The 25,691-nt window shown below is 58.8% G+C and carries 32 protein-coding genes; 13 read left to right on the top strand and 19 right to left on the bottom strand.

All coding sequences use genetic code 11. The annotated features are described in order from the left end of the window. Positions 1-23 precede the first annotated feature (23 nt). A complete protein-coding gene (locus ACR0I7_RS09170; RefSeq protein WP_480510229.1) occupies positions 24-461 on the bottom strand; it encodes a DUF4399 domain-containing protein in 438 nt (145 codons plus the stop codon). Positions 462-689: 228 nt separating this feature from the next. On the opposite strand from ACR0I7_RS09170, the gene ACR0I7_RS09165 reads away from it, so the two are divergent. Then, the gene (locus ACR0I7_RS09165) at positions 690-1,595 is read left to right on the top strand and encodes a LysR family transcriptional regulator (protein ID WP_480510227.1); all 906 of its coding nucleotides are present in this window, start codon (positions 690-692) and stop codon (positions 1,593-1,595) included. Between the two features lie 46 nt (positions 1,596-1,641). Here ACR0I7_RS09165 and ACR0I7_RS09160 read toward each other — a convergent pair whose 3' ends face one another. Then, entirely contained in the window at positions 1,642-2,565 is a 924-nt protein-coding gene (locus ACR0I7_RS09160; protein WP_480510225.1) for a hydrogen peroxide-inducible genes activator, read from the bottom strand. 91 nt (positions 2,566-2,656) lie between these two features. Here ACR0I7_RS09160 and ACR0I7_RS09155 point away from each other — a divergent pair, with 91 nt between their 5' ends. Further along, positions 2,657-3,619 carry a sodium-dependent bicarbonate transport family permease gene (locus ACR0I7_RS09155; RefSeq protein WP_480510223.1) on the top strand — a complete coding sequence of 321 codons (963 nt, stop codon included), beginning with the start codon at positions 2,657-2,659 and terminating at the stop codon, positions 3,617-3,619. 1 nt (position 3,620) lies between these two features. Here the strand turns inward: ACR0I7_RS09155 and ACR0I7_RS09150 are convergent, their stop codons facing one another. The 4 genes from ACR0I7_RS09150 to ACR0I7_RS09135 are packed head-to-tail and all read right to left on the bottom strand — an operon-like array spanning position 3,621 to position 6,539. Continuing rightward, positions 3,621-4,523, bottom strand: a complete 903-nt coding sequence (locus ACR0I7_RS09150) for an OmpA family protein (RefSeq protein ID WP_480510222.1) — start codon at positions 4,521-4,523, stop codon at positions 3,621-3,623. Then, positions 4,520-5,110: a peroxidase-related enzyme gene (locus ACR0I7_RS09145; protein WP_480510220.1), complete on the bottom strand. Its 591-nt coding sequence runs from the start codon at positions 5,108-5,110 to the stop codon at positions 4,520-4,522. The genes ACR0I7_RS09150 and ACR0I7_RS09145 overlap by 4 nt, the downstream gene beginning before the upstream one ends. Then, positions 5,110-5,820 carry a GNAT family N-acetyltransferase gene (locus ACR0I7_RS09140; RefSeq protein WP_480510218.1) on the bottom strand — a complete coding sequence of 237 codons (711 nt, stop codon included), beginning with the start codon at positions 5,818-5,820 and terminating at the stop codon, positions 5,110-5,112. The genes ACR0I7_RS09145 and ACR0I7_RS09140 overlap by 1 nt, the downstream gene beginning before the upstream one ends. Next, positions 5,817-6,539, bottom strand: a complete 723-nt coding sequence (locus ACR0I7_RS09135; RefSeq protein WP_480510707.1) for a competence/damage-inducible protein A — start codon at positions 6,537-6,539, stop codon at positions 5,817-5,819. The genes ACR0I7_RS09140 and ACR0I7_RS09135 overlap by 4 nt, the downstream gene beginning before the upstream one ends. 49 nt (positions 6,540-6,588) lie before the next feature. Here ACR0I7_RS09135 and sfsA point away from each other — a divergent pair, with 49 nt between their 5' ends. The 3 genes from sfsA (at position 6,589) to map (ending at position 9,227) form a co-directional block, all read left to right on the top strand. Then, on the top strand, positions 6,589-7,284 hold the full coding sequence (gene sfsA, locus ACR0I7_RS09130) for a DNA/RNA nuclease SfsA (protein ID WP_480510216.1): 696 nt from the start codon (positions 6,589-6,591) through the stop codon (positions 7,282-7,284). 159 nt (positions 7,285-7,443) lie between these two features. Then, complete coding sequence (locus tag ACR0I7_RS09125; RefSeq protein ID WP_480510214.1) at positions 7,444-8,238, top strand: hypothetical protein; 795 nt, start codon at positions 7,444-7,446, stop codon at positions 8,236-8,238. 176 nt (positions 8,239-8,414) lie between these two features. Continuing rightward, positions 8,415-9,227, top strand: coding sequence for a type I methionyl aminopeptidase (map, locus tag ACR0I7_RS09120; protein WP_480510212.1), 813 nt, complete (start codon positions 8,415-8,417; stop codon positions 9,225-9,227). Here the strand turns inward: map and ACR0I7_RS09115 are convergent. The 4 genes from ACR0I7_RS09115 to ACR0I7_RS09100 form a co-directional block, all read right to left on the bottom strand. After that, a complete protein-coding gene (locus ACR0I7_RS09115) occupies positions 9,215-9,394 on the bottom strand; it encodes a hypothetical protein (protein ID WP_480510211.1) in 180 nt (59 codons plus the stop codon). The genes map and ACR0I7_RS09115 overlap by 13 nt on opposite strands. A 23-nt stretch (positions 9,395-9,417) precedes the next feature. After that, complete coding sequence (locus ACR0I7_RS09110; RefSeq protein ID WP_480510209.1) at positions 9,418-10,053, bottom strand: HAD family hydrolase; 636 nt, start codon at positions 10,051-10,053, stop codon at positions 9,418-9,420. A gap of 87 nt (positions 10,054-10,140) precedes the next feature. Further along, positions 10,141-10,701 (bottom strand): 16S rRNA (guanine(966)-N(2))-methyltransferase RsmD, encoded by a 561-nt coding sequence (rsmD, locus tag ACR0I7_RS09105; protein ID WP_480510207.1) that lies wholly within the window; start codon positions 10,699-10,701, stop codon positions 10,141-10,143. Further along, positions 10,698-11,909, bottom strand: coding sequence for an NAD(P)/FAD-dependent oxidoreductase (locus ACR0I7_RS09100; RefSeq protein WP_480510205.1), 1,212 nt, complete (start codon positions 11,907-11,909; stop codon positions 10,698-10,700). The genes rsmD and ACR0I7_RS09100 overlap by 4 nt, the downstream gene beginning before the upstream one ends. 99 nt (positions 11,910-12,008) lie before the next feature. On the opposite strand from ACR0I7_RS09100, the gene ACR0I7_RS09095 reads away from it, so the two are divergent. The 4 genes from ACR0I7_RS09095 to ACR0I7_RS09080 all read left to right on the top strand — a co-directional run bounded on the left by ACR0I7_RS09095 (position 12,009) and on the right by ACR0I7_RS09080 (position 13,742). Then, positions 12,009-12,494 carry a redoxin family protein gene (locus ACR0I7_RS09095; RefSeq protein ID WP_480510203.1) on the top strand — a complete coding sequence of 162 codons (486 nt, stop codon included), beginning with the start codon at positions 12,009-12,011 and terminating at the stop codon, positions 12,492-12,494. 259 nt (positions 12,495-12,753) lie between these two features. Next, the gene (locus ACR0I7_RS09090) at positions 12,754-12,999 is read left to right on the top strand and encodes a glycine zipper 2TM domain-containing protein (RefSeq protein WP_480510201.1); all 246 of its coding nucleotides are present in this window, start codon (positions 12,754-12,756) and stop codon (positions 12,997-12,999) included. An 11-nt stretch (positions 13,000-13,010) separates the two neighbouring features. Beyond that, complete coding sequence (locus ACR0I7_RS09085) at positions 13,011-13,358, top strand: EF-hand domain-containing protein (protein ID WP_480510199.1); 348 nt, start codon at positions 13,011-13,013, stop codon at positions 13,356-13,358. 78 nt (positions 13,359-13,436) lie between these two features. Beyond that, the gene (locus tag ACR0I7_RS09080; protein WP_480510197.1) at positions 13,437-13,742 is read left to right on the top strand and encodes a hypothetical protein; all 306 of its coding nucleotides are present in this window, start codon (positions 13,437-13,439) and stop codon (positions 13,740-13,742) included. Between the two features lie 12 nt (positions 13,743-13,754). Here ACR0I7_RS09080 and ACR0I7_RS09075 read toward each other — a convergent pair whose 3' ends face one another. Genes ACR0I7_RS09075 through ACR0I7_RS09060 form a run of 4 tightly spaced genes read right to left on the bottom strand, consistent with a single transcriptional unit; the run spans position 13,755 to position 16,512 of the window. Beyond that, positions 13,755-14,060, bottom strand: coding sequence for a 4a-hydroxytetrahydrobiopterin dehydratase (locus tag ACR0I7_RS09075; protein WP_480510195.1), 306 nt, complete (start codon positions 14,058-14,060; stop codon positions 13,755-13,757). After that, positions 14,057-15,244, bottom strand: coding sequence for a GNAT family N-acetyltransferase (locus ACR0I7_RS09070; RefSeq protein WP_480510193.1), 1,188 nt, complete (start codon positions 15,242-15,244; stop codon positions 14,057-14,059). Before ACR0I7_RS09070 ends, ACR0I7_RS09075 begins: the two co-directional genes overlap by 4 nt. Positions 15,245-15,289: 45 nt before the next feature. Next, complete coding sequence (locus ACR0I7_RS09065) at positions 15,290-16,060, bottom strand: glycerophosphodiester phosphodiesterase family protein (protein WP_480510191.1); 771 nt, start codon at positions 16,058-16,060, stop codon at positions 15,290-15,292. After that, complete coding sequence (locus tag ACR0I7_RS09060) at positions 16,057-16,512, bottom strand: RidA family protein (RefSeq protein WP_480510189.1); 456 nt, start codon at positions 16,510-16,512, stop codon at positions 16,057-16,059. The genes ACR0I7_RS09065 and ACR0I7_RS09060 overlap by 4 nt, the downstream gene beginning before the upstream one ends. Before the next feature lie 293 nt (positions 16,513-16,805). On the opposite strand from ACR0I7_RS09060, the gene ACR0I7_RS09055 reads away from it, so the two are divergent. Both ACR0I7_RS09055 and ACR0I7_RS09050 read left to right on the top strand, forming a co-directional pair. Next, positions 16,806-17,621, top strand: a complete 816-nt coding sequence (locus ACR0I7_RS09055) for an MlaA family lipoprotein (RefSeq protein WP_480510187.1) — start codon at positions 16,806-16,808, stop codon at positions 17,619-17,621. Beyond that, positions 17,611-18,219, top strand: coding sequence for an MlaC/ttg2D family ABC transporter substrate-binding protein (locus tag ACR0I7_RS09050; RefSeq protein ID WP_480510185.1), 609 nt, complete (start codon positions 17,611-17,613; stop codon positions 18,217-18,219). Before ACR0I7_RS09055 ends, ACR0I7_RS09050 begins: the two co-directional genes overlap by 11 nt. Before the next feature lie 220 nt (positions 18,220-18,439). On the opposite strand, the gene ACR0I7_RS09045 is transcribed toward ACR0I7_RS09050, so the two are convergent. The 5 genes from ACR0I7_RS09045 to ACR0I7_RS09025 form a co-directional block, all read right to left on the bottom strand. Then, positions 18,440-18,766: a hypothetical protein gene (locus tag ACR0I7_RS09045; RefSeq protein WP_480510184.1), complete on the bottom strand. Its 327-nt coding sequence runs from the start codon at positions 18,764-18,766 to the stop codon at positions 18,440-18,442. Positions 18,767-19,130: 364 nt separating this feature from the next. Further along, complete coding sequence (locus ACR0I7_RS09040) at positions 19,131-20,228, bottom strand: ABC transporter ATP-binding protein (protein ID WP_480510182.1); 1,098 nt, start codon at positions 20,226-20,228, stop codon at positions 19,131-19,133. Between the two features lie 3 nt (positions 20,229-20,231). After that, on the bottom strand, positions 20,232-21,131 hold the full coding sequence (locus ACR0I7_RS09035; RefSeq protein WP_480510180.1) for a carbohydrate ABC transporter permease: 900 nt from the start codon (positions 21,129-21,131) through the stop codon (positions 20,232-20,234). Continuing rightward, on the bottom strand, positions 21,124-21,996 hold the full coding sequence (locus ACR0I7_RS09030) for a carbohydrate ABC transporter permease (protein WP_480510178.1): 873 nt from the start codon (positions 21,994-21,996) through the stop codon (positions 21,124-21,126). Before ACR0I7_RS09030 ends, ACR0I7_RS09035 begins: the two co-directional genes overlap by 8 nt. A 57-nt stretch (positions 21,997-22,053) precedes the next feature. Then, positions 22,054-23,298: an ABC transporter substrate-binding protein gene (locus tag ACR0I7_RS09025; protein ID WP_480510177.1), complete on the bottom strand. Its 1,245-nt coding sequence runs from the start codon at positions 23,296-23,298 to the stop codon at positions 22,054-22,056. A 215-nt stretch (positions 23,299-23,513) separates the two neighbouring features. Between ACR0I7_RS09025 and ACR0I7_RS09020 the strand changes: the two genes are divergently transcribed. Both ACR0I7_RS09020 and ACR0I7_RS09015 read left to right on the top strand, forming a co-directional pair. Then, entirely contained in the window at positions 23,514-24,251 is a 738-nt protein-coding gene (locus ACR0I7_RS09020; protein ID WP_480510175.1) for a response regulator transcription factor, read from the top strand. Then, positions 24,248-25,690 (top strand): sensor histidine kinase, encoded by a 1,443-nt coding sequence (locus ACR0I7_RS09015; protein WP_480510173.1) that lies wholly within the window; start codon positions 24,248-24,250, stop codon positions 25,688-25,690. Before ACR0I7_RS09020 ends, ACR0I7_RS09015 begins: the two co-directional genes overlap by 4 nt. Position 25,691 lies beyond the last annotated feature (1 nt).

Raw genomic sequence — 25,691 nt, 5'->3', positions numbered from 1 at the left:
GGTCTAACCCCGCGAATGCGGGGCTATTCCACGGTGATCGTGATCACCTCGGACATGATCGGTGTTGCGTGGGGGACATGACCGGCATCCCCCAGCACCAGTTGCAACGTATGCGGGCCCGGCGGCAGGTCCAGTGTCACCTCGGTCTGACCTCCGCCGAAATGGATGTGGTTGTCATCGGCGGGCAGACCATAGGACAGCTCGTCCGCGCCATCCTCGCCCTCACCAAAGGGCGGGCGGTCGATCAGCAGGTGGTGATGGCCGGTGTTTTCCTTTTCGACCCCCGACGGGGCAACCCCCATACCGCTGAGGCCGAACACCACGGTAAACGGGGACTGAACAGTCTCGCCGTCAGCGATGTTTACAAAATAGACCTTCGCGTCGGGATTCGCGGCTGTCTCACCTCCGGCGTAGGCAACGGACGCCGCCAAGCAAAATACGGCTGCAATAATGGCTCTCATGATCTTCTCCCTCGTCACAGAAATGCCATTCTCACGATAACATGACAGGGGAAATTCTGAAAAAACGGCCCTGAAAGGGTCTGCAGTGCGATTGGAAACCATTGTTTCGGCGTTTCCGAAGTGCAAACGATCCGATTCAAATCCCTGATATTATCCCATGTCTGCCGCGTTCTTGCCCAGATTTGACGCGAGAGTTGGTCAACACATGCAAGACCTGGGGAACGAGTAATGGATCGACTGACCGAAATGGAGGCCTTTGCCAATGTGGTGGACCAGGGTGGCTTCACCGATGCGGCCAAAAAAATGGGCATTTCCAAATCGGCGGTGTCAAAGCACGTGTCGAGCCTTGAGGCGCGACTGGGTGCGCGCCTGCTGAACCGGACCACACGTCGCGTCTCGCCCACCGAGATCGGCCTGGCTTATTATGATCGCGCGCGCCGCGTTCTGAATGACGCGGGCGAAGCGGATGCGCTGGTAACATCCATGCAATCAGCGCCCTCGGGCCTGCTGCGGATCAGCGTGGCTACGGATTTTGGTGTGAATCACCTGTCGCCGGTTCTGTCCGGGTTCCTGTCGGCCTATCCCGATATCACCGTTAATATGGTTCTGAACAACCGCTATGTCGAACTGATTTCCGAAGGTTTCGACGTGGCCGTGCGCATTGGTGAGCTGGAAGACAGCACCCTGCGCGCACGCAAGCTGACTGAAACGGTCAAACGCATGGTTGCGGCGCCCAGCTATATCGAGCGCTTTGGACGTCCGCAAAAGATTGACGAATTGAACGAGCACAAGCTGCTGCACTATTCCAGCCAATCCTCGGGCAATGTCTGGAAACTGACTGCCCCGTCCGGCGAAAAACGCCAGGTGCGGACCGCAGGATGGCTGAGCGTCAATGACGGCCAATCGCTGCTGAATGCTGCGATTTCGGGGCTGGGGATCGCGTATCTGCCCAGCTATCTATATGCCGACGCACTAAAAAGCGGTGAGGTCGTGGATGCGATGCCATCGCTGCCTGATGAGGTTCAGGGTGTCTACGCCGTTTATCCTCCCGGACGGTTCACACAGCCTAAGGTGCGGGCTTTCATTGATTTTCTCGTCGAATCTTTCGCTGAGAAGGGTCCGATGGACTGGTAATTTCTCCCGGTGAACTTATGCCCGCGCCACTTTGCGCGGGCTTTTTTTATCCTGAAAGCACCATCAACCCCATCCGGCGGGCAACCTGGCGCAACGAATTCGTCAGGATGTTCTGCCCCGGCAGCGCCGCTTCGCCGCGTCTGGCCAGCAGGGCGATGTCGCGATTGGCGTTGGGGATGGTCAGCGGGCGCAACCGCACCTCATCGCGATGGATGCCCTGACGGCGGGCAAAGAGGTCGGGCAGGATTGCGACGCCCACGCCTGAGGCCGCCATCAGGACAATCGAATCGAGCGTTGTGCCCTCGTATTCATCTGAGACGACACCGCCGCATTCAGCCGCCAGCGCATAAACGATGCGGGCTAAGCGATGGCTTTGATCCAGCGTCAGGAACAGCCGGTTTTGCAGGTCATTCGCAGTCACGCCGTGCAAGTCGCCCGCCAGCGGATCGTCAACAGCCACAGCCACCCACAGCGTTTCATTGAACAAGCGTTGCTGTATCGTGTTCGGATGATCCTCGGGGGTTGAGATAATCAGATCAAAACGGCCGGTTTTCAGACCCTGTTCAAGGTCCCGGGTATTTTCCTCGCGCACGACAAAGCGCAATCCGGGCCGTTCACGGTGCACATCTTTGATGACTTGCGGCAGCAGATAGGGCCCGATTGAGGGCAATACTCCAAGCCGCAAACGCCCGCTGACAGGGGTGTCGCTGTGCATCGCGTGGCGCAGATCCTGCACGTCGGCGAGGATTTTCTGAGCGCGGGTGATGAACTCTTCGCCCTTGGCCGTGACCTGCACGCCGCCGCGATTGCGGTCGAAAATGCGCAGGCCCAGTTCTTCTTCCACCGTGGCGATCTGAGCGGACAGGCTGGGTTGGCTGACATTCAGCACCTCAGCCGCAAGACCAAAACGACCCAGACGGCTGACGGTAACGATGTATTCAAGCTGGCGCAGGGTTGGGCGCATTTTCATAGCCTGTAACTATGTAAAAGTTAGAAAGATAATATTTCCCTGATTCAAATAAGCAAGGCATCAGTCGGGCACTGCGAAACAGGAGCCGAAAATGCCCAATGTGATCGAGACCTTGTCCAGCAATCTGTTGGTTCCAACTATTCTGTTCTTTGCACTGGGTCTGCTGGCGGCATTTGCGCGAAGCGATCTGTCGATCCCCGGCGGCGCGGCCAAGTTCATGTCATTGTATCTGCTGCTGGCCATCGGGTTCAAAGGTGGTAGCTCGCTGGCGGAACACGGCATTCATCTCGACCTGTTTCTGACCCTTCTGGGTGGGGTGGCGCTGTCTTTCGCCATCCCATTTGTGGCCTTTGGCCTGCTGCGCACGATGACCCGGCTGGACGCGCTGAACGCCGCCGCTGTGGCCGGACATTACGGGTCGATTTCAATTGTGACGTTTGTGACGGCAACCAGCCTGCTGGACCTGATGGGGCTGACGCATGACGGGTTCATGGTGGCGGTGGCTGCCGCGATGGAGGTGCCTGCGATCCTGTCCGCCCTGTGGCTGGCGCATAAGAACAACGGCGACAGCAGTCACAACCCGGGCCTGTGGCGGGATCTGCTGGCCAATGGGTCAATTGTGCTGCTGACCGGGTCTTTCCTGATCGGAGCGATCACCGGCGGCAAAGGCATGCAGATGATTGCGCCCTTTATCGTCACCCCGTTTACCGGGATTCTGTGTCTATTCCTGCTGGATATGGGTCTGTCGGCGGGGCGCAGCCTGATCAAGAACCGGGACAAGCTGTCGCTGGGCCTGTTTGCCTTTGGCGTGCTGATGCCGCTGATCGGGGCACTGATGGCTTGGTCTGTGGGCATGCTGATCGGTCTGCCTGATGGCAGCCTGTTCCTGTTGATGGTACTGGCGGCCTCGGCCTCTTACATCGCCGTCCCTGCGGCGATGCGGATCGCGCTGCCGCAGGCTGAGGCTGGTATTTACCTGACCCTGTCGCTGGGCGTGTCTTTTCCGTTCAACATCACTATCGGTCTGCCGCTGTATCTGTGGTGGGTGATGTAGGTTAGTTGGCCAGCAGAACCGCCTCGACCCGGCGGTTCAGATCACGGCCCTCGGGCGTTGCGTTCGAGGTGATCGGCGCCAGATAGCCAACGCCCTGCGCTTCGATCCGGTCTGCGGCCACACCATGGGCATCAATCAGCCGCTGACGCACGGCCTGCGCGCGCCCGGTGCTGACCGTGGTGTTGGCCTGCAGGGTTCCGGTGTCGTCCGTATGTCCCACTAGCGCCAGCCGCGTGCCGGGATTGTCCGCAAGATATCCAGCCAGCAAGGTCAGCGATACAAAAGGGCCATCGCCCAGCGCGACCTCTCCGGTGCGGAAATGCAAGTCATCCAGAATGACATGCCCATCTTGTTGGAGCGTTTCCAGCAGGTCGCCCAAGCCAGCGACGGTTTCTTCAATGACCAAAGGCGGCAGAGGGGCCGCGCCCTGCGGCGTCACCCGGATCAGTTGCACATAGCCATCGGGCGGGTTGCGGCTGATGAGCAGGGTCAGCACTTCACCGCCACGGGATGCAGCCAGAAAGCGATAGTCATTGATGGCCACATACATATCCGGTGTTGGCACAACCTCGGTCCCAAAGCGGAAATCAAAGCCGCCGCAGGTGCGGGCCTCACATTCGAACAAAATGTCATACCCCTGCGCTGCGATCTGATCGCGCAGCGGGGCCAGAATCTGCAGCGTCGTGCTGGACCCCGCCTGCAGGCGCCATGTGTATCGTTCGACCTGGCCCTCAACCGTGCGCGCGGGCACTTTTTGCCCGTCAAACACTCCTGTGGGCAGCTGATAGCTGTCCAGCGCACTGACGCGTTCGCTGATCTGACGGGCGCTGGATGGCAGCGTCAAATCCTGCGCTGCCGCAGGCACGGCCAACAGGCAGGCCCAAAAGAGAAAGAATCGGATCATCTGAACTGAGCGTGGTATTCGTCGTTGGGAACCATCGCGGTGGCACTGGCCACCCGGTTGGACATGTTAAAAAACCCGGCCACATTGGCAATGTCCCAGATATCGCGATCCGAGAAGCCCACATCGCGCAGGCGCTGGCGGTCAGGCTCTTCAATCTCGGCGCTGGCGGTGGTCATCTTGGCAGCGAAGTCCAGCATTGCGCGCTGGCGATCCTCAAGCGGGGCAACGCGGTAATTCATCACCAGCATCTCACCCAGTTGCGGATTGCCCGAGAGCTGCCGAACAGCCGCGCCATGGGCTACCAGACAGTAAAAGCACTTGTTGATCGAGGACACGACGACGGCGATCATCTCACGCTCCAGCTTGGACAGCCCGCTCTCGGCCAGCATCAGATCGTTATACATCCCGGTGAAGGCATTCAGCTTGTCGATATCAAAGGCATTGGCCCTGAGAACATTTGGCACCATGCCCAGTTTCTCGACGCAAATATCAAAGTATTTTTGCGTCTCGGGCGGCAGCGGATCGACCATTGGCAAATCCAGCGCAGTGGGTGAGTTCTGATCGGTCAAAGCTGTCCCTTTCCTCATCAGACAAGCTGGCGATAGTGATACTCTCCCACGATCTGCATCCCGAGAGCGTGGTAGAGGCCGTTCGCCCCCGCATTCGCCTTGGTACAGATCACGCTAAGGGTCTGCGCGCCATTGTCCAGCGCCCAAAAGGCCGCGGCGCGCATGGCCCATTGGCCCAGACCCTGTCGGCGGTGATCGGGCAGGATTTCAAGCGCGTGCATCATGGCGATACCGTCATGGATGGCGACAAAAGCGGTGCCTGCGGGCTGATCGCTGTGACGCATCAAGAAACCGGTCTTGGGACCGGGCGCACGGTCCATCACCGCCAGTCGCTGCGGCCCGATACCACCCTGTGCCCAGATCTCACGCATGATGGCCAGAGGCTCCCAGATTTCAAACGCGGTGACACGGGGGATCGGGATATCGGTCAGCTGCGCGGCGGGGCAGGCATAGATATTGACCGGGTCAAACAGGTTATAGCCGCGCTCGGCCAGCGCGGCATCCAGCGCCTCATCTCCGGGGCGCAGACAGAAGACACGCTTTTGCCCCATGGCCAGCATCGCCTGTTCAGCCGCGTCCAGATCGCCGGTGTTCACGTCGCCAATGCGATTGGCAGCCGACACGCGCGAGCCACCGCCCTGCCCCTGACGCAACCGAAACGGCCCAAGGGTTTCATACCGCGCCGCAGGCCAGGTGCCGTCGACAATATCGGCCCAATCCACGTTCAAAGCTCAAGCTCCCGCGCAAGGCGGGTTATGGCAGCGTCGATACGCCCGCCCTCGGTGCCGCGCACCACCACATTTGCGCCAAAGACGCCGTTGATCTGAAACGGATAGCACCCGATCGTCAGGTCGCTGAACGCGTCGGCCAGCGCGGCCAGAGTTGCGGCGATATCACCTTCGCCCCGATCCACGCGCAGGGTCTGAGACAGCAACGGCTGCCCGCCGGTCAGCGTCGGCAGAACGCTGGCCACCATCGCCTGAAAGACCGAGGGCACACCCGCCATGACATGCACGTTCCCGAGCGTAAAGCCGGGCGCTGTGGACACCGGATTGTCAATCAGCGTAGCGCCATCAGGAATGCGCGCCATGCGCAGACGGGCCTCATTCAGTTCCAGTCCAGACTTCTCATAATGCGCCTCAAGCAGCGCGCGGGCATCGGCGCGCACGTCAATATGCGCACCAAAGGCGCGGGCAATACAGTCGGCGGTGATGTCATCATGGGTCGGGCCAATACCACCGCTGGTAAAGACATGCGCAAAACGGTCCGACAAGGCCCTGACGGCGGTTTCGATGTCTTCGGCCTCGTCGCTGACAATACGGACCTCTTTCAAGTCGATCCCCTGTTTGGTCAGTTCTTGCGCCAGAAAATGCATATTGGCGTCGCGAGTGCGGCCGGACAGAATCTCATCCCCGATCACCAGCATAGCTGCGGTTGGATTGGCCATGGCGCTGTTCCTCTTGATCGACCCTTTGCGCAGGTATAGGCCCTTGGCCATGCGATTTGAAACCCCCCTTGTCCCCGCCCGCCTGATCCGCCGCTACAAACGCTTTCTGGCCGACTGCACGCTGGATGACGGGCGCGAAGTGACGGCCCATTGCGCCAATCCGGGCTCGATGATGGGGCTGGCAGAGCCGGGCGAAAAAATCTGGCTGGAGCCCAACGATGATCCGAAGAAAAAGCTGAAATTCGGCTGGCGGCTGGTGGATCATGAAAACGGGCATTTCACGGGCGTAGATACCTCGGTGCCAAACAAGGCGCTTCGCACGGCGCTTGAGGCGCGCGCAGTGCCAGAGCTAACCGCCTATGAAACCGTCCGCGCCGAAGTGAAATACGGCGAAAACAGCCGCATCGATTTCCTGCTGACGCAGCCCGGCCTGCCCGATGCTTATGTCGAGGTCAAAAGCGTGACCCTGTCGCGGCAAAAGGGCCTGGCCGAATTTCCCGACAGCGTCACCGCGCGTGGCACCAAACATCTGGGCGAATTGGCAGCCATGGCGGCGCAGGGGCATCGGGCGATCATGCTGTATCTGGTGCAACGCACCGATTGCGACCGCTTTGCGCTGGCGGCGGATATCGATCCGGCCTATGCGGCGGCGTTTAAACAGGCAAAGGGTGTCGAGCGGCTGGTTTATGGCACACGGATTTCGCCTGAGGGGGTTTGGGTAAATCCGGCACCCTTCTCATCCTAGCTGCCGAACGCCAAATGTTTGCAATCATCGCTATACCGTTGCGAAAAATCATAAAATCGCCTCATTCCCGGTGATATCGTCTCAGGCAGGCGCAACCAAAGGATGAGGCAAATTTTGAGAGTACTGGCAAGGGCTGTATTCGCTATTGGTGCCTTCCTGATGATTGGCGCCGCATTCATGGCGTTCAACACCTACATGACAGATGAACGCCGGGCGGACAGCCGCGCGGCAATAAACGCTCGGCTGGATGCGGGTGCAGAACAATATGAACGGCGGCATGAGGATGGATGTGTATTCCGCTGTCGTCGTCAGGGCGTGCTTGCGCATTTCATCGTCAATCTGCGGGACGGTATTTTCCTATCCTTGCCGTTTAAACCGTCCGAAGTCTTTCCGGCGGCGCAGCCGGGCTGGACAGTGACCGCCTTCAGCTACGACGCCCTTGAGCCGATGCTGGGCCAGCCGGTCGAAAAAGCGATCTTCCGCACGACGACCGAACAAAGCCTGCTATCCGATCTGCAACGGATCACAAAAGAGCCAAAGTCCGGCGAAGTCAGGATTTACCGCAAGGATGACAAAACCATTGCAATTGGGATCAAGATTTACCGGGACGGGCTGCATGCCGTCATGGACGGCGAAAAGTTTCGGATCAAAGAAGTCGTGGAACCCTTTGCCGAAATCGAAGGCGTGTTGATCCACAAACACCCGCAATATTCGCGGTCATCTGAAACACGGAAGTATACCCCGGTCGCGTATCAGCACCTTTCGATCTACATGGACGGACAGGTCGAGATTACGATCATGTCCGATGCCCCGAATGAGGAGCTTGCGGCGGTGTTGTCCGGGCTCGATCTGGCATCAATGGTTCAGGAGTTGCCCAAGATACCCTCCAACTATGCGTCGGGCAAAGGTGTGATGATCTATGAGACCGAGGAAGAGGGTCAGGATGAGTCCTGACCTTTTTCGTCTGACTGATGCGTGCCCGAGATGGCTTTAGGTCAAACAAACCTTGAACAAATGCGCTTGACCGCCATTTCAATACTGGAAACGCAGCGCGACCCTGCGCCCTCTGGTGCTTTCTGCACAAGCAGCGTAAAAGGGGTGCTGCGCGAAACATTTGGAGCTCCGCACCGATGAAAGACCATCGTGGCCGCCTGACCAAGGACGGTATCCGCATCTATGAACAGGGTGACTTTGCCGGCATGCACGCGGCAGGGGCACTTTCGGCGCGGATACTCGACGACATTGCCGAGCATGTTTTCCCCGGCCAGACCACCGGCGCGATTGACGGGCTCATCACGCAGATGGTCGAAGATGCGGGCGCGACATCGGCCACCATCGGTTACAAAGGCTATCAACATGCCAGCTGTATCAGCGTAAATCACGTGGTATGCCATGGCATTCCTGGCGAGAAGAAACTGAAGGATGGCGATATCCTGAATATCGACGTTACCGTCATCGTGGATGGATGGTTTGGCGATACTTCGCGCATGTATGTGGCTGGCAAACTGCCCCGAAAAGCAGAGCGTCTGATCCAGGTGACCCATGATGCGCTGTTCAAAGGCATCGAGATGGTCAAGCCCGGCAATACCTTCGGGGATATTGGCCATGCGATACAGGCCTATGTCGAGGCACACCGGATGAGCGTTGTGCGCGATTTCTGCGGCCACGGGCTGGGTCGGGTTTTCCACGCGCCGCCCAACGTGCTGCACTATGGCCGTCCGGGCACCGGTGCGGTTCTGGAAGAGGGTATGTTCTTTACCATCGAACCGATGGTCAATCTGGGCCGCCCCGAGACCAAAACGCTGGCCGATGACTGGACCGCCGTGACCCGCGACAAGTCGCTGTCGGCGCAGTTCGAGCATTCAGTGGGTGTTACGGCGGACGGGGTTGATATCTTTACGCTCTCACCGGGCGACATGTATCACCCGACCTATTCCTCCTGATCCGCAGCCTGATCGCGCCAGAGCTTTAACAACAGCGTTTCCGATCCCCATGGCGTGACCGCATCATGGATAAAGACCGGCGCGCGCATCGGTGTCGAATCTGGGTTTGTGGCAGTGTCAGTCTCCGGAACGAATGTCCAGAGCGGAGCTGTCAGCGCGCGATCCATGCCCGCATGTTAACACAGGTGGCTCAGAGTCCCAAAAGGGCAGGCACCTCAGCCATATCGCTGAAAACTTCGGCCCCTAGATCGGCCAGTTTTTCACCACTCCCATGGGGGGCATAAGCGAGACAGCGCATATTAGCCCGCATCGCTGCGGTCACGCCGCTTGCGCTGTCCTCAATAACAACGGGACGGGCGGCCCCGAACTGCTTCGCCGCGGTCTGGAACATCACCGGTTCGGGCTTGGCCGTGCCCAGCACATGGGCCGAGAACATCACGTCCTTGAACCTGTCCCACAGACCGTTCTGGCCCAGCGTGATGCTCATCTTTTCCGGGCTGCCGTTGGATGCCACGCAGAACGGGACATTGCGCGCATCCAGCACCGACAAAAGGTCGGTGACACCCGGCATCAAAGAAACGCCGCCTCGCAAGCCTTCGTACATTTCCGCATAGATCTGGTCGACCCAGTCATCCGGCAAATCCGCGCCCATCTTTCGCGCGCTGACATGAACACCGGCCATGGTGCCGCCCACAAACAGACCAAGGCTCTCTTCGATCGTCAGGGTCAGGCCATATCCGGCGAGGTTGTTGACCAGCACCTGATTGGACAGCGGTTCGCTGTCGACCAGAACTCCGTCGCAGTCGAAAATGACCAGATCGTGCATCAGAGGCTCCATTTGGTTTGGCACCGGACTATCCCATGTGGCGCAGGACGGCAAATGCGACGCTGGCGGGTTCTTGCAACGCCTGTTTCAGCCTGAAACATTTCGCCACATCAATGAGATATGGGTGTCGCCATATTTGCGGGTATCGTGCGGGTCGAAACCTTCGGGCGCCGCCATGGGTGCGTTTTCTTCCCAGACGATCAGCGCCTCATCAGCGATCCAACCGCCCTGCTCAGCCGCGCCCAGCGCCTTTTGCCCCAACGCCTTGCCATAGGGCGGGTCCAGAAAGATCAGATCATACGGCGCGCCAGGATTGTCACTCAGCCGGGTCGCATCGCGGCGGATCAGATCGGTACGATCGGCGCTGCGGGTCAGGTCGATATTCTTGCGGATCAGACCCTGCGCCACGCGCCCGTCATCGACAAAGGTGACATGGGACGCCCCACGAGACAGCGCCTCAAGCCCCAGCGCACCGGTGCCCGCAAACAGGTCCATAACGCGCAGACCGTCAAAGTCGATCAGATGGTTCAACACATTGAACAGGCTTTCGCGCACCCGGTCGGTGGTGGGGCGCAGATGCGCGCCCGCGTCGCCCTTGCCGACCGAGGTCAGGGCGCGGCCACGGAAGTCTCCAGCAATGATCCTCACGCTTTAAGCAGCGGTTTGAGGTCCGCATCCGGGTCGGCCACAATGGCGGGATCGGCAGTTTTACCCGCATCAATCAGGCGCTTGCCAACCATATAGGCGCGCGGGTCGTTCATGGCGTCGACCGCGATCAGCTGATCGCCCTTGTAATACCAGAAGGACACGGTTGCGCCCGCACCCTTGCGGGTCACGACGCGATCATAGCCGGTGTTCAGGCCTGCAATCTGCAGTTTGACGTCATATTGATCCGACCAGAACCATGGGGTTGCGGTATAGTCCTTAGCCGCGCCCAGCATGTTCTGCGCCACGATCTCGGCCTGATCGATTGCGTTGGGGACACTTTCCAAACGAATGCGCCCTTCGCCATGAGGGAACGAGGCACAATCGCCCGCCGCCCAGATCGACGGATCAGAGGTACGGCCATGCGCGTCGGTCTTGATGCCGTTGTCGAGCTCGAGCCCGGCCATCTCGGCCAGTTTAGTCGCGGGGACAATGCCAACGCCCACAACCACAAAATCCACCTCAAGCGCGGTACCGTCGGTCAGAACAGCGCCAGTGACTTTGCCGTCTTCACCGACAAGGCGGTCCAGCCCGACCCCCTCGCGAATGTCGGCGCCATATCGGGTGTGCAGAGTACGGAAATAATCACTGGTCTCGGGCGCCGCGACCCGTTGCAGGATACGGTCGGCCATCTCGACCAGCGTGACCTTGACACCGCGCTTGGCACAGACGGCGGCGGCCTCAAGCCCGATATAGCCACCTCCCACGATCAAGGCGCGCGCGCCGTCGGTCACGCGGGGCTCCATCTCATCGATATGCGCCAGATCGCGCACCACATGGACGCCATGCAGATCGCCCCCGATGGCGGCGGGCAAATGGCGCGGATCAGATCCTGTCGTCAGCGCCAGTTCATCATACGCGATATCTTCGCCCCCGACGGTTACGGTTTTGGCCTGCGGATCAATCGCGGTGACAGGCTGGCCCAGCCGCAGGGTGATGTTGTTCTCGGCATAGAAGCTTTCAGGCCGCAGGAACAAACGCTCCAGCTCCATCTCGCCCAGCAGATAGGCCTTGGACAGCGGCGGGCGCTGATAGGGCAGATGCGGCTCGGCCCCGATAAGGGTGAGTTCACCGTCGAACCCGTCTTTGCGCAGGCGGGCTACTAGCGACGCCCCCGCCTGCCCGGCCCCAATCACGACAATATGGCTCATGTTCCTCACACCCTGTCGAATTCTGGTGGTTTCATCCACCCGCCAATCTATATTGCGCTAGAGACCGACTCTGCAAATTCAATCGACAGGAGTATGAACATGATTTCAGCCGGTGACACTCTGCCCGATGCAACGCTGATGACACTGGGTGCAGACGGGCCCGAAGAGGTTCGCATCTCAAGCAAGCTCAATGGTCGCAAGGTGGTGATTTTTGCCGTCCCGGGCGCGTATACCGGCACCTGCACAACCGCACATGTTCCAAGCTTTATGCGCACCAAGGATCAGTTCGACGCCAAGGGCGTGGATGAGATCATCTGCATTTCGGTCAACGATCCGTTTGTGATGAGCGCCTGGGGCGAATCCACCGGCGCAACTGGCGCGGGGCTGACGATGCTGGCCGATCCCGCATCGGAATTCACCAAAGCCGTCGGCATGGATTTCGACGCACCCCCCGTGGGCCTGATCGCACGGTCCAAACGCTATGCCATGCTGGTCGAGGATGGCAAAGTCACGGCTCTGAACCTCGAAGAAAACCCTGGCGCCTGCGAGGTTTCGGCCGGCGAAGGTTTGCTTGGCTCCATCTAAACGAGGGCGGCCCCGGCTGTGCCGGGGCCTTCTGAACTCTAGGGTCACAGACCCCCTTAATCCTTCGGACGCGAGAACCGCTGCACAGCAGCGGCTTTGACCGCTTGGAACTGACCCCGCCAGTCCCTGCGCGATCAAATCCTCTGCTTTTTGCCGTTCACGCGCCAGCGGCGCAGGATTAAGGGGGCCTGACCCTAATTAACTTGGCCCGCAACGCCCCGGTGTGTCAGTATTCGCACATACAACCGGGAGTTCTTTGATGAAGCTACAGTTTGGTATTCTTGCCCTTGGCGCGGCGGGCGTTTTGACGGCCTGCGGTCCTGCGCCGACACCGCAGCAACAAGCTGCCCGGCAGCATGAGATCGCCTGTCTTGGCGGCACGCTGGGGGGTGCATTGATCGGCGGTGCGATTGGCAATCAGTTTGGCGGCGGATCTGGCAAAGCCATCCTGACCGCTGCCGGAGCCGCCGCGGGCGGCTTTGAAGGTCAGAGATTTTCATGCTGAGGAGAGCCGCAATGAAACCAGGCATGATCGCACTTGCAGCCGTTCTGATCGCAGGCCCCGCCTGGGCCGAGAGCGTTGCCGAGCTGAACGAAAAAGAGCTGAACGCCATTGATGCAAACAATGATGGCTTTCTTTCCAAAGACGAGTTCAACGCTTTTTCGGACTATGCCTTTCAGGCCATGGACGAAGACAAGAACGGCACATTGGGTCTGGACGAGGCCAAACCGTTTCTGGACATCAAGCAGTTTCAAAAGGTCGATCGCGACGAGGATAACGCCATATCCCGCGCAGAATACGATAGGCAGATGAACGAGGATTTCCTGTCTGCCGACAAGGACGGGAATGGCCTGCTGGACTGACCGGCGGCCGACAATTCCCTGATGAAAGTCCGGTCCCGATATCACAACGGGGCCGAACGCCACGAACAGGAGCGTGCCATGACCAAATGGGTGTATCTGGGTGTACTGGGCGCACTGGCAGCATGTGATGTGCCGCAAGCTCCGGTGGTGACCGGGGAGGATGGGCAGGCCCGGATCGAGATCAACACCAGCGGGTTGACCTGTTACGACAGACGATGTCTGGATATCAATCCGGCGGCGCGCAGCGTGCGATCTATCGGCAACAGAACGACCCGGATCCCAAGCGGCATAGATGTCAGCAGTGGCACTGTTACCCCTGAAGAATTCAAACAGATGGGCGTGGCGGCATCGCTGGCAGGCGGCATCGGGTCAGGCAACCGCTAGGACCAGGACGCGTTAGTCCTGACCTTGGCAGAGGCTATCCATCTTGCGCGCCAGCTTGGCATCCAGCGCGGACAAGCCGCCCACGTCATGGGTGGACAGCACGACCTCGACGGTGCGGTAGACATTCGACCATTCGGGGTGATGGTTCCATTTCTCGGCAAAAATGGCGACCTGCGTCATCCATCCAAAAGCATGTACAAAATCTTCGAAAATAAAGGTCTTGGTGATCGCGTCGCGGCCTTCGACCATGGTCCAGCCGTTATTGAACAGCGGGTCCAGCAGCGGGCCGCGCGTCTCGGTCGACAATAGTTCGGTCATTGCTGTTCCTCCGGGTTCGATTTTCTGAACGGGCCGTAATCCGTCAGAATCTCGATCTCTTCTCCCACTGCTTGGGCCTCGGCGTCCAGATATTTTCGAACCGCCTCTGCAAAACCTCGATCTCCGATCCAATGCAAGCTATGCGTGCGCACCGGAAGATAGCCGCGCGCCAGCTTGTGTTCGCCCTGCGCTCCAGCTTCGACCCGCACCAGACCCTGAGCAATGGCAAAGTCAATCGCCCTATAGTAGCATAGTTCGAAATGCAGACAGGGGTGATGTTCGATGCAGCCCCAATAGCGGCCAAAGAGCGTCTCGCGCCCGATGAAGTTCAGCGCCCCGGCAACCGCATATCCATCGCGTTCGGCCAGCACCAGCGCCATGTCATCTGCCATGGTTTCATGCGCAATATCAAAGAATTGGCGCGTCAGATAGGGTGACCCCCATTTGCGCGATCCGGTGTCCTGATAAAAACGCCAGAACGTATCCCAGTGCTCGGGCTGAATCTCGGACCCTGTCAGCGTGCGAATCTCTCCGCCAAAACCATTGGCCTGCAGGCGTTCCTTGCGGATGTTCTTGCGCTTGCGCGACGAGAGCGCAGACAGAAAGCCGTCGAAATCCCGGTACCCATCATTCAACCAGTGAAACTGTTGTGAGCTGCGCGCCAGCAGGCCCATTTCCGCGCCCGCCTGCGCCTCGGCTTCGGTGCAGAATGTGGCGTGCAGCGACGAGACCTGATTGTCAGCCGCCAGTTGCACCGCGCCCTGGACCAGCGCGGATAGGCCAATCGCCTCATAGCCGGGCCGCACCAGAAAGCGTCGACCCGTCGCGGGCGTAAAGGGCACGGCGATCTGCAGCTTGGGATAATACCGGCCGCCTGCGCTTTCGTAGGCATGCGCCCAGCTGTGGTCGAAGATATACTCCCCCTGGCTATGCGATTTGGCGTAGAGCGGGGCTGCGCCGATCAATATCCCGTCCAGATAGGCGGTCAGATATTGCGGCTGCCAGCCGGTTCCGGGACCGACCGAGCCGCTGTCCTCAAGCGCCAGCAGGAACCGGTGCGTGGTGAAGGGATCAAGGGGTCGACCGCCATCGGCGGCCTCGGGGCAGGCGCACCCGTCCCAATCCAACGCAGAAATCTGCGAGAGCGATCCCAGAACCTGAACTTCGATTTGTGCCTGATCCATATGCCCTCCGCGCCTGATCATTATCTGTGACAGCGCGGTGTGTGTTCAACCCGAATGCAGGGCCAAATACCCCTCGAAGGTCACATTGTCGGCAATCCTGCGGGCTTCTGCCTCTTGTTCGGGCGACCGCACGGTCCAGCAGAGGATGGGCACGCCCTGTGCCTTAAGCTCGGCCACGCGGGGTCGGTGCAGGTCATGCACCTCGTGGCTGATAAAGCTGGCGCCGACCCGGTCAAAATCGGGTATGTCGCGCAGATGCGCGCGAACCTTGGCGGGCAGTGGCCAGTTGTCCGGGTCATAGGCGCTGGTCACGATACCGCGCGGCACATGCGGTGCCAGACGGGCCAGTTCGGCCACGCTGTGGGGATTGAACGACATCAACGCCAGTGGACCGTCATAACCGTCTAGCGCGCGAATCGCATCCTGTTCAAGCGGGCCGATATCCGTGCCCATCGCCCCGTCCTGATCCTTGAATTCGATCAGCAACGGCACCTGACCCCGCACCAGATCAAGCACCTCCTGCAGGGAGGGGATGCCCTCATCCTCGGAATGCAACAGCGTCACAGCCGACGCCTCGCTCAAAGACTGCTGCTGGATCGGACCGGATTGTCCGGTCAGGCGAGCCATATCATAGTCATGAAACACCATCGCCCGGTGATCGGCGGTCAGCTGCAGATCAATTTCAATCCCGTACCCTGCATCGATGGCGGCGCGGATCGCGGACAGGCTGTTTTCCGGGCGTTTTTGCGTTTTGTCATGCAACGCCCGATGTGCGATCGGACGCTGCAAAAACGCCTGCGGCAGGCTGGGTGTCATTGAACCTCAAAAATCCCTTCGATCTCAACCGCGACCCCAAGAGGCAACGACGCCGCGCTGACCGCGGAACGCGAGTGACGGCCTGCATCGCCCAGCGCCTCGACCAGAAAATCCGACGCGCCGTTAATGACTTGTGGCTGCGCAGTGAAATCAGCGGTTGAATTCACAAAACCGGTCAGCTTGACCACACGCACCAGTTTGTCGATGTCACCACCGCAGGCGGCCTTGACCTGCGCCAACAGGTTGATGGCGCAGACCTTTGCGGCTGCGGCCCCGGCGTCGACATCCATATTGTCGCCCAGTTTACCGGTGATCAGATTGTCATCTTTGGAAATCTGCCCAGATATATAGACGATATTGCCCATGCGGACAAAAGGCACATAGTTGGCCGCCGGCGCGGGCGCGTCCGGCAGTGTGACGCCCAGGCTGTCCAGCTTTGCTGCGATGCTCATGTGTTGGTCCTCAGCTTAGTTTATGATTCCTCCGGGACGCTAACCGGGAAGCGGCCCCTCGGAAAGACGCAAACCGGCATTTTCATCCGCAGCCGCGCTGTGGGCATAACTTCTCCGATTGCGAAGTGTTGAACCTGTGTCACTTTACCTCGGCCAAGCAGACGGGTTAAACGCTAGATGTTTCAATTCGAGCCCGAACCCACTATGTGACGGCACTTGAATCCGTGACGTGCGGCCATACCAGTATTGATTGACAGCCAGTCCCCATCTGGCAGCTTGGAGTATTAAAGACCGTGTCGAGCAGAATACGTCTGAAACATCTTCTTGTTCTAGCCGTCCTGACGGCGCTGAGCGCCTGCGCCTCGCAACCGGCGGATCAGGCCGCGCGCGGCGAGATTTTTGACCCCTACGAAAACGCCAATCGCGGCGTTCACAAGTTCAATCTGGGCGTCGACCGGTTCCTGTTCCGGCCCGCCTCAAAGGGCTATGTGAAAATCGTGCCGGACCCGATGGTCACAAGCTTTAGCAATTTTGCCGAGAATATCTCGCTGCCCGGACAGGCGGTGGACTATCTGCTGCAGGGCAATCTGAAGCAATCTGGCAATGCGCTGCTGCGGTTTGTGATCAACATGACTGTTGGCGGCGCGGGGCTGTCCTCGCCCGCGGATGAGCTGAACCTGCCGCCTGTTGATACTGACTTTGGCGAAACGCTGCATGTCTGGGGTGTGGGCGAAGGGGCCTATATCGAGCTGCCGCTATATGGTCCCTCAACCACCCGTGATGCGGTTGGGGTTGTGGTCAACCTGTTCTCGAATCCTATCAACTTTACCCCGACGCGCCCGGCGGACAATCTGGGCGTCTATGCCGAGGTCGTGCGCCGGATGGGCGATAGGGGTCGGTTCTCGGACACGGTGGATTCGATCCTGTATGAAAGCGCTGACAGCTATGCGCAGGCACGGACTATATATCTGCAAAATCGTCGCTTTGAGCTGGCACGGGATGATGAGGACGCCTATCTGGGTCTGTATGATGACCCTTATGCCGAAACCGGGACCGACCCGGTCAGGGACCCTTTCCTAGACCCTTATGAGGACCCATATGCCGAGTAACATTTTGAACCGACGTTATTTTATCGCAACCGGTCTGTCGGGTCTGGCGCTGACCACTCTGCCCTTGCCCGCCCTTGCGCAGACCGAGGCAAGCGCCAAGGCGCTGGTCAACAGCGTAGTGGCCGAAATCAACCGCGTGATCGCCTCGGGCAAATCGGAAAACGCGATGCTGCGTGATTTCGAGAAGATTTTTGTGCAATACGCGGATGTGCCGATCATGGCCCGCTATGCGCTTGGCGCTGATGCGCGTACCGCAAGTTCGGCCCAGCTGCGCCAGTTCACCAAGGCGTTTCAGGGCTATATCTCGCGCAAATACGGCCGCCGCTTTCGCGAATTCATCGGCGGCGAGGTCAATGTCAGAAACGCCCGCAAGATCAAGGCAGGGTATGAGGTCAGAACCTCAGTCAAACTGCGCGGCTCGGCCCCGTTTGAGGTGACGTTCCTGGTGTCAGACAAATCTGGGCGCGAGAAGTTTTTCAACATGTTCATCGAAGGCGTGAACCTGCTGCTGACCGAACGCACCGAGATCGGAGCGATGCTGGATGCCCGCAAGGGTAACCTGAACCAGTTGATCAAGGATCTGAACCGGACGGGTTGAACTCTGGCTGCATGCGCAGTGGTGCTCGCAAGATCAAATCTGGCAGTATGGTTAGCCTGTTACCGCCGACACGCGATTCAAACCCGAGGGGATAGAATGAATCCGCGTCTTTTCATTTAGGGGAGACGGTAACAGGCTGAAGAGGAAGCGATTTGTGAGTGGTGGCCTTCTGAGCGGTGGTAAAAACCGCGGGTCAACTTTGATCGCTTCCGTGTCAGGATTATACCTGTTCACATGTCCCATGGTCTTCGAAGTTTTGCGCACCATGGACAGACAACTCGTAAGTCATCTTTTCGAGATGAAGCGCAAGCGTCCACACGTCATTTTCTGCAATATGGATAAAGGTGATTCCGTCGAGCCCGTGGACAACCGTCGCTTCGCCTTCGCTGTCAGCGAATTTAACTGTGCCCTTGTCGCTGTCGGCCGGATGTTCCGCCACAAATTCGCGACCGTCTTTTTCCGATATGCATTTAAATGCCTGCTGCCCTTCGGCCGACGCCATGCCCGCCGCTAAAGTCAGCGCTGTGATCAATGATATCTTACTCATTTGGCTTTAATTCCTAAAGTGTCTCGTTTTATTCCCATGACAGGCGGGGGTGAAAACTGTGCCTTCTACCCCGCGGTGGCGCAGGAACAGAAGGCTGATATTGGCCAAGTTAACAGCACTACAACCGGGAAAGTCGTTGATCCATGTCAGTTCTGGGAAGCGGCTTTTGAGCCTCGGAATCTAAGTCATTGTTTTTAGACAGATAAAGTTCACATGCAAAAAATATCATAAAAACAGAACGTTACGTCACTTTTGCGTAGCGCTCACCATTCTTGCTGCATTGCGGCATGATTGAGGCAGAACGGGCGGTTTTTTGACAGAAAGTCACCGCCCGTCGTGCTCATAAATAACGCCAGATCGGGCCTTAATTGAGTCGCTCTCCGGTTTCTTTAGCAAAATATGAAACCTTGCTCATATCAAACGCAAAGTTCAGCACCTTGCCCGCCTGCGCGCTGGTCTCTGCATGCAAACGGGCAGTAACCTGCTTACCGCCCAGTTCAGAGACCACATATGTATCGGCCCCGGCGGGCTCGACCATATCAACCAAGCACTCGGCCTCTTGCACCCCCGCCCCTGCGCGAAACCCGGCCTCGGCGATATCTTCGGGACGCAGGCCCAGGATGACATCCTGCGGCAGCGATAGATCGCGTGCGTCGTTCAAGACAAGCGTCTCGCCTGATGGGCGAGCAATGGCGATTTGGGTGCCGTTGCCATTTTTTGTTGCCGTAGCTGGGATCAGGTTCATCGCGGGAGAACCCATGAAATCGGCTACAAACAGATTCGCCGGGTTGTTGTAGATCTCAGCCGGGCTGCCGATCTGCTGCACGATGCCGCCTTTCAGGACCACGATTTTGGTGGCCAACGTCATCGCCTCAATCTGATCATGGGTCACATAGACGATAGAGGCATCCAGCGTCTGGTGCAGCTTCTTGATCTCGGTCCGCATCTCGACCCGTAATTTGGCGTCGAGATTCGACAGCGGCTCGTCAAACAGGAACAGCTTGGGATCGCGTACCAACGCCCGGCCCATGGCCACCCGCTGACGCTGCCCACCGGACAGCTGGCTGGGACGGCGGTTCAGCAGCGGCTCGATCTGCAAGAGCGCCGCGACCTCTTTCAGCTTGGCCTCTTGCGTGGCGGTATCAACCCCGCGCACCTTCATGCCAAAGGTGATATTCTTGGCCACCGACATGGTCGGGTACAGGGCATAAGACTGAAACACCATGGCAATATCGCGATCCTTGGGGCTGACATGGGTCATGTCCTTACCCCCGATCGACAACGTACCGCCGGTGATCGGTTCAAGCCCTGCGATGCAGTTCAGCAGCGTGGACTTGCCGCAGCCCGAGGGGCCGACGAGCACCAGAAAATCCCCCGGATCGATTGAGATGTTGATGTCTTTGAGAATTTCGACCGTGCCGTAATTCTTATAGAGCGTGTTGATATCAAGGATGGGAGCCATGGGTTATCCCTTCACGGAACCGGCGGTCAGACCGCGGATGAAATACTTACCGGCAACGACATAGACGAGCAGCGTCGGCAGCCCCGCAATAATCGCGGCGGCCATGTCGACGTTGTATTCTTTAACGCCGGTGGTGGAGTTTACGATGTTGTTGAGCGCTACGGTCACAGGCTGCGTGCCCGCCTGACTGAAAGACACGCCGAACAGGAAGTCATTCCAGATCTGCGTGAACTGCCAGATGACTGTCACCACAATGATGGGCAGCGACAGAGGCAGGAAAATCGACCAGAAGATCCGCAGGAACCCGGCCCCGTCGACGCGAGCAGCCTTGGTCAGCTCGGCCGGAATGGTGACATAGTAGTTGCGGAAAAACAGCGTGGTAAAGCCCAGCCCATAGATCACGTGGACAAAGATCAGGCCCGGAATGGTTCCGGCGATGCCCATCATGCCCAGCAGACGCGCCATCGGCAGCAGCACCACCTGAAACGGGATGAAGCAACCAAACAGCATAAGCGAGAAGATGATATTGGCCCCTTTGAATCGCCACTGTGCCACGACATAGCCGTTCAGCGCGCCCAGCAGAGTCGAGATGGTCACCGCTGGCACAGCGATCAGAACCGAGTTCCAGAAGTAGGGCCGCAGGCCTTCGCACTGGATACCAGTACAGGCCCCGGACCATGCGGTTTTCCACGCGTCAAAGCTGACCTCGCGCGGCAGGGAAATCAGGCTACCGGTGCGTATTTCCTCGAGGCTTTTTAACGATGTGGTCAACATCACGAAAAGCGGCATCAGGTAATACAGCGCGAACACGCCCAGCAGGACATAAAGCAGCCAGCGCAGGGCAATCTTGCCAGTGGCGCTTTGCCTGCGGGTTTCGGTTTGGGGCATCGACAGATCAGTCATTTTTCGCCCTCAATTCTGAGTAGAGATAGGGAACCACGATGGCAAAGACGACCAGCATCATGATCATCGCGGAAGAAGCCGCCTGACCGATATCACCGCGCGAAAACGCCATGGCATACATGTAGGTCGCGGGCAGATCGGTCGCGTATCCCGGACCGCCCCCTGTCAGGGCGATGACCAGATCAAAGCTCTTGATCGCAAGGTGCGCCAACACGATGAAGGCGGACAGGAAAATCGGGGCCATCGACGGGATGATGATCGCCGTATAGATGCGCCAAGTGGGGATGCCGTCGACTTGCGCGGCTTTGATGATTTCTCCGTCGACCGAGCGCAGGCCGGCCAGAAAGAGTGCCATCACAAAGCCCGAGCTCTGCCAGATCGCAGCGATCAGGATGGTGTAGATGGCGTAATCCGGGTTTACCAGCCAGTCGAATTCGAAATTCGGGAATCCCCAGCCCTGCACCATGGCCTCGATGCCCAGACCCGGATTCAAAATCCACTTCCACGCCGTGCCAGTCACGATCATCGACAAAGCCATCGGGTAGAGAAAGATCGTGCGAATGGCCCCTTCGACCCGGATCTTCTGATCCAGAAGGATGGCCAGCAACAATCCCAGCACCATCGCAATTGCGATGAACAGGGCACCAAACAGATAGAGGTTGTTGATCGCCGTATCCCAACGGGGCGAGTCGAACAGGCGTTCATATTGGATAAAGCCCTTGATCTCGTATTTCGGCAGCAATTTCGATCGGGTCAGTGACACCCACGCAGTCCATCCAATAAAGCCGTAGACGAAAATCAATACGGCGATGAACGACGGTGCCAGCACCACCTTGGGCAGGTGGTTTTCCAGCCATTCGGACATTTTTTCCTCCGGGGAAAGATGCTCTGCCCCTCAGTATAGGGGGCAGAGCCTGTTGGATCAGTAGCTGTTTGCCACCGCGTCCGCCAATTGCTGAACTGCATCAGCCGAGGACATATCCGAGTTGAAATGCGCGGTCACGACATCCGTAATCGCGCCAGACTGCGACCCGCGCAGCGCCATACCATGGGCATAAGACGGCAACAGCGACCCCGCAGCCGAAGTCGAACCCATGTCTTCGGCTGACAGATTGGCGCAGATGTCAAACTCATCCAGCGCCACATCGGTGCGTGCGGGGATCGAGCCCTTGTTCAGGTTGAACACCTTCTGGAAGTTAGGCGCTACGATGAGCTTGGCCAGCAGGTCCTGACCGGCTTTCTTATCGTCACCTTCCACATCGAACATGGCAAAGCTGTCTACGTTATACAGATAGCCATCACCGGGGGTCGAGGCGCACAGGAAATCCTCACCCGGTTTCTTGCCTGCCGCCAGGAATTCCCCTTTGGCCCAGTCGCCCATGATCTGAAACGCGGCCTCACCATTCATGACCATCGCCGTCGCCAGGTTCCAGTCACGGCCCGAGAAGTTCTCGTCCACATAACCACGCATCGTGCGCATCTGGTCAAAGGCCTGCACCATGGTGTCCGAGGTCAGCGCTTCGGGATCGAGATCAACCAACGCTTTCTGGTAGAATTCCGGTCCACCGACACCCAGAACAACCGCCTCAAACACGGTGGCGTCCTGCCAGGCCTGACCGCCATGCGCCAGCGGGATCACCCCGGCAGCCTGCAGCTTGTCCGCTGCGGCGTTGAATTCGTCCCAGGTAGTGGGCATTTCGATACCGTTTGCCGCCAGAACGTCCGCGTTGGCCCAAATCCAATCAACACGGTGTACATTGACCGGCGCCGCGCACCAGGCGCCTTCGCATTTCATGTGACCCGCGATTGACGCAGGCAGAACATCGGCCCAGCCTTCGGCTTCGGCAACTGACGAGATATCTGCCAGAACGCCCTCTTCATACCATTCCTGAATGGCCGGACCTTTCAGCTGAACCGCTGTCGGGGCGTTTCCGGCGAGAACCCGGGCGCGCAGCGCGGTCATCGCTGCATCGCCGCCACCGCCCGCAACCGGCATGTCGGTCCAGGTGCCACCGTTGGATGCAAACTCTTCCTGTAGAACGGCAACCGATTTGGCCTCGCCCCCCGATGTCCACCAATGCAGAACCTCGGCCTGCGGCTCGGCTAAAACGGAGTTGCCCGCCAGCAGGGCCACGGTCGAAACCGCAGAAAATGCGAAACGCTTCATATTGCTATCCTCCCAGATATTTCGGTGCCGCCGAATTGGCAGCGATGCGCTATTACGGGACGCACACCGCTGTCTGACAACGCTTATTCTACGTGAAACCGGCGGCAACACCGAAATATCCGGTCCTTTTGTTACAACGTGTTACGTTGACCTTGAATCTGTTGCCATTCGTTACAATTGACGACAACACTTGCGGAGGAACCGGGGAGGAAAAGGTGACCATTCCGCGTCTATTGGTGGTGGATGACGACCCGGATATACGGTCGATGATGACCCAGTTCTTTCAACAGAACGGTTTCATCGCGCTGCCTGCCGCGTCAGAGCAGGACGTCCTGAAACATCTGCGCGCGGGCCGGATCGATCTGATCTTGCTGGACGTCATGCTTGGCGACGAAAACGGCGTGGAAATCTGTGCAAGGCTGCGCAATGAACAGGACGTACCGATCATCTTTGTATCGGCCCTGTCTGCGGATCATCAGCGCATGGCGGGCTATGAGGTCGGGGCCGATGACTATATCGCCAAGCCCTTTAATCCGCAGTTGCTGCTGGCACGGGTGCGGGCGGTGATGCAACGGGCGCGGCGGACACCTTCGCTGGCCTATCGCAGGCGCACCCGAACCTTTCGCTTTGACGGCTGGGTCTTTGACGGCAAACGGGATGAGGTGCATTCCCCTGATGGCTATCTGGTGTCTCTGTCACAGCGCGAAACTGCGTTGCTCAAGGTATTGCTGGCCAATCCGCATATCCCGCTGAAACGGGACGAGATCGCAGCCGCGCTGGACGTGACCGGCAGCGATGACCGGCCCGAGGCGCAGGGCCGCGCCATTGACATGCTGGTGGGCCGTTTGCGGTCGAAGATTGAAGCCAACCCAAAAGAACCCAAAATGCTGCGCACCGAACGTGGTATCGGCTATGTCTTCGCTGCCGAGGTGTCGGTGGAAGAAGAGACATGAAAACGTCTCTGCGTCGCCTTGGCTGGGTTTGGACGCTGACTGCTTTTGGCGCGGGGCTGCTTTCGGCCTGGATTTGGTTCTCATCCACCCGTGCCTGGGATCGATATCTGACGCAGTCTTTTGTGGCAGGTTTTGCCCTCTACGAGGATTTGCGCACCGGGATCAAACCGGCGCAGAACATGGTGATCACCCCCTTGCCGTCCGAGGCCTCAGTGCTTGCGGATGCGGGCAAGTTCGAACAAATCCCCGGCCTGTCCGACCGCCGCTTTGTGACCAATCTGTCGATCCTGACCGACAGTTCTGTGCCATTGACAACAAGTGAGCTAACGCTTGCGGTGATGTCGGATCGGCTGGTCTATCCGGTGTCCGACATCGTTTCGGGATCAAATCAGACCGGCCCGCAGAAGATGGGCAACCTGACCCGTCTGCTGGGCACCTATTGCAGCGAGCCAATCCTGATTGCGAAATTCGGTAACGACAGCTGGCAGCGCGTGGATGGCACCGCCATCTGGGGCTGCACCGCTGCGCCTACCGACATGCGCCTACCCGCCATCCTGCTGGCGGTGGTTGCACTGGTGGCGACCCTGACTTCGGTTGGAAATGTCACTGACAGTTTTGCCCGCTTTGCTCTGGCTCTGCGTCAACGCAGGCGTCGCGGCGGGCCGGACAGCTATGACACAGACGGTCCTGACGAATTGCGCGATATCGTGTCAGCGGTGAACGATCACCTGAATGATGAGCGCGCACAGTTGGAAAAACGCGCGACCGTTTTGTCGGGGGTCAGCCATGATCTCGGGACACCTGCCGCGCGCGTGCGCCTGCGCGCGGCGCTGATCCCGGACATCGAACTGCGCGAAAAACTTGAAGCAGATGTGGATCAGATGACCGGCATGATCGAAAGCGTGCTGACCTACACGCGGTCCGAGCTGGACATCGAGCAACCGCGTCAGATTTCGCTAACCTCGCTGGTCGAGTCACTGGTGGCCGACTATCAGGATATGGACCTGCCCGTCTCGTTGCATCAGGCCGCGCCGGTGGCGGTCGACGGGGCGGCCTCGGTTTTTATGTCGCGGCGCGGGCACGGGTCCTTGCCGGAAACGCGGCGTATTCTGGTGATGGGGCGGCCTATCTCTCTGCGACGGGCGCTGTCCAATATGATCGATAACGCGCTGAAATATGGGCGCCATGCGGATGTGACGCTGGAAACCGATGCGCAGACCGCCACGATCATCGTCGAAGACAAGGGCACCGATCTGTCGGTTGCCGATGTCGAGGCCTTGATGGCCCCGTTCCGGCGCGGCGCGAACACCGGCTCATCAGACGGCTTTGGGTTGGGTCTGACGATCGTGGCAACCGTGGCAGAGCAGCACGGCGGCAGCTTGCGCTTCGAGGCCGGAGAACAAGGTCTGCGCGCACGCTTGCAAATCACGCGCCAATAGG

This window comes from Ruegeria sp. AM1, from assembly GCF_056540745.1.
The sequence above is the reverse complement of the archived record's forward strand: the minus strand, read 5'-3'. Positions and strand labels throughout refer to the sequence as shown.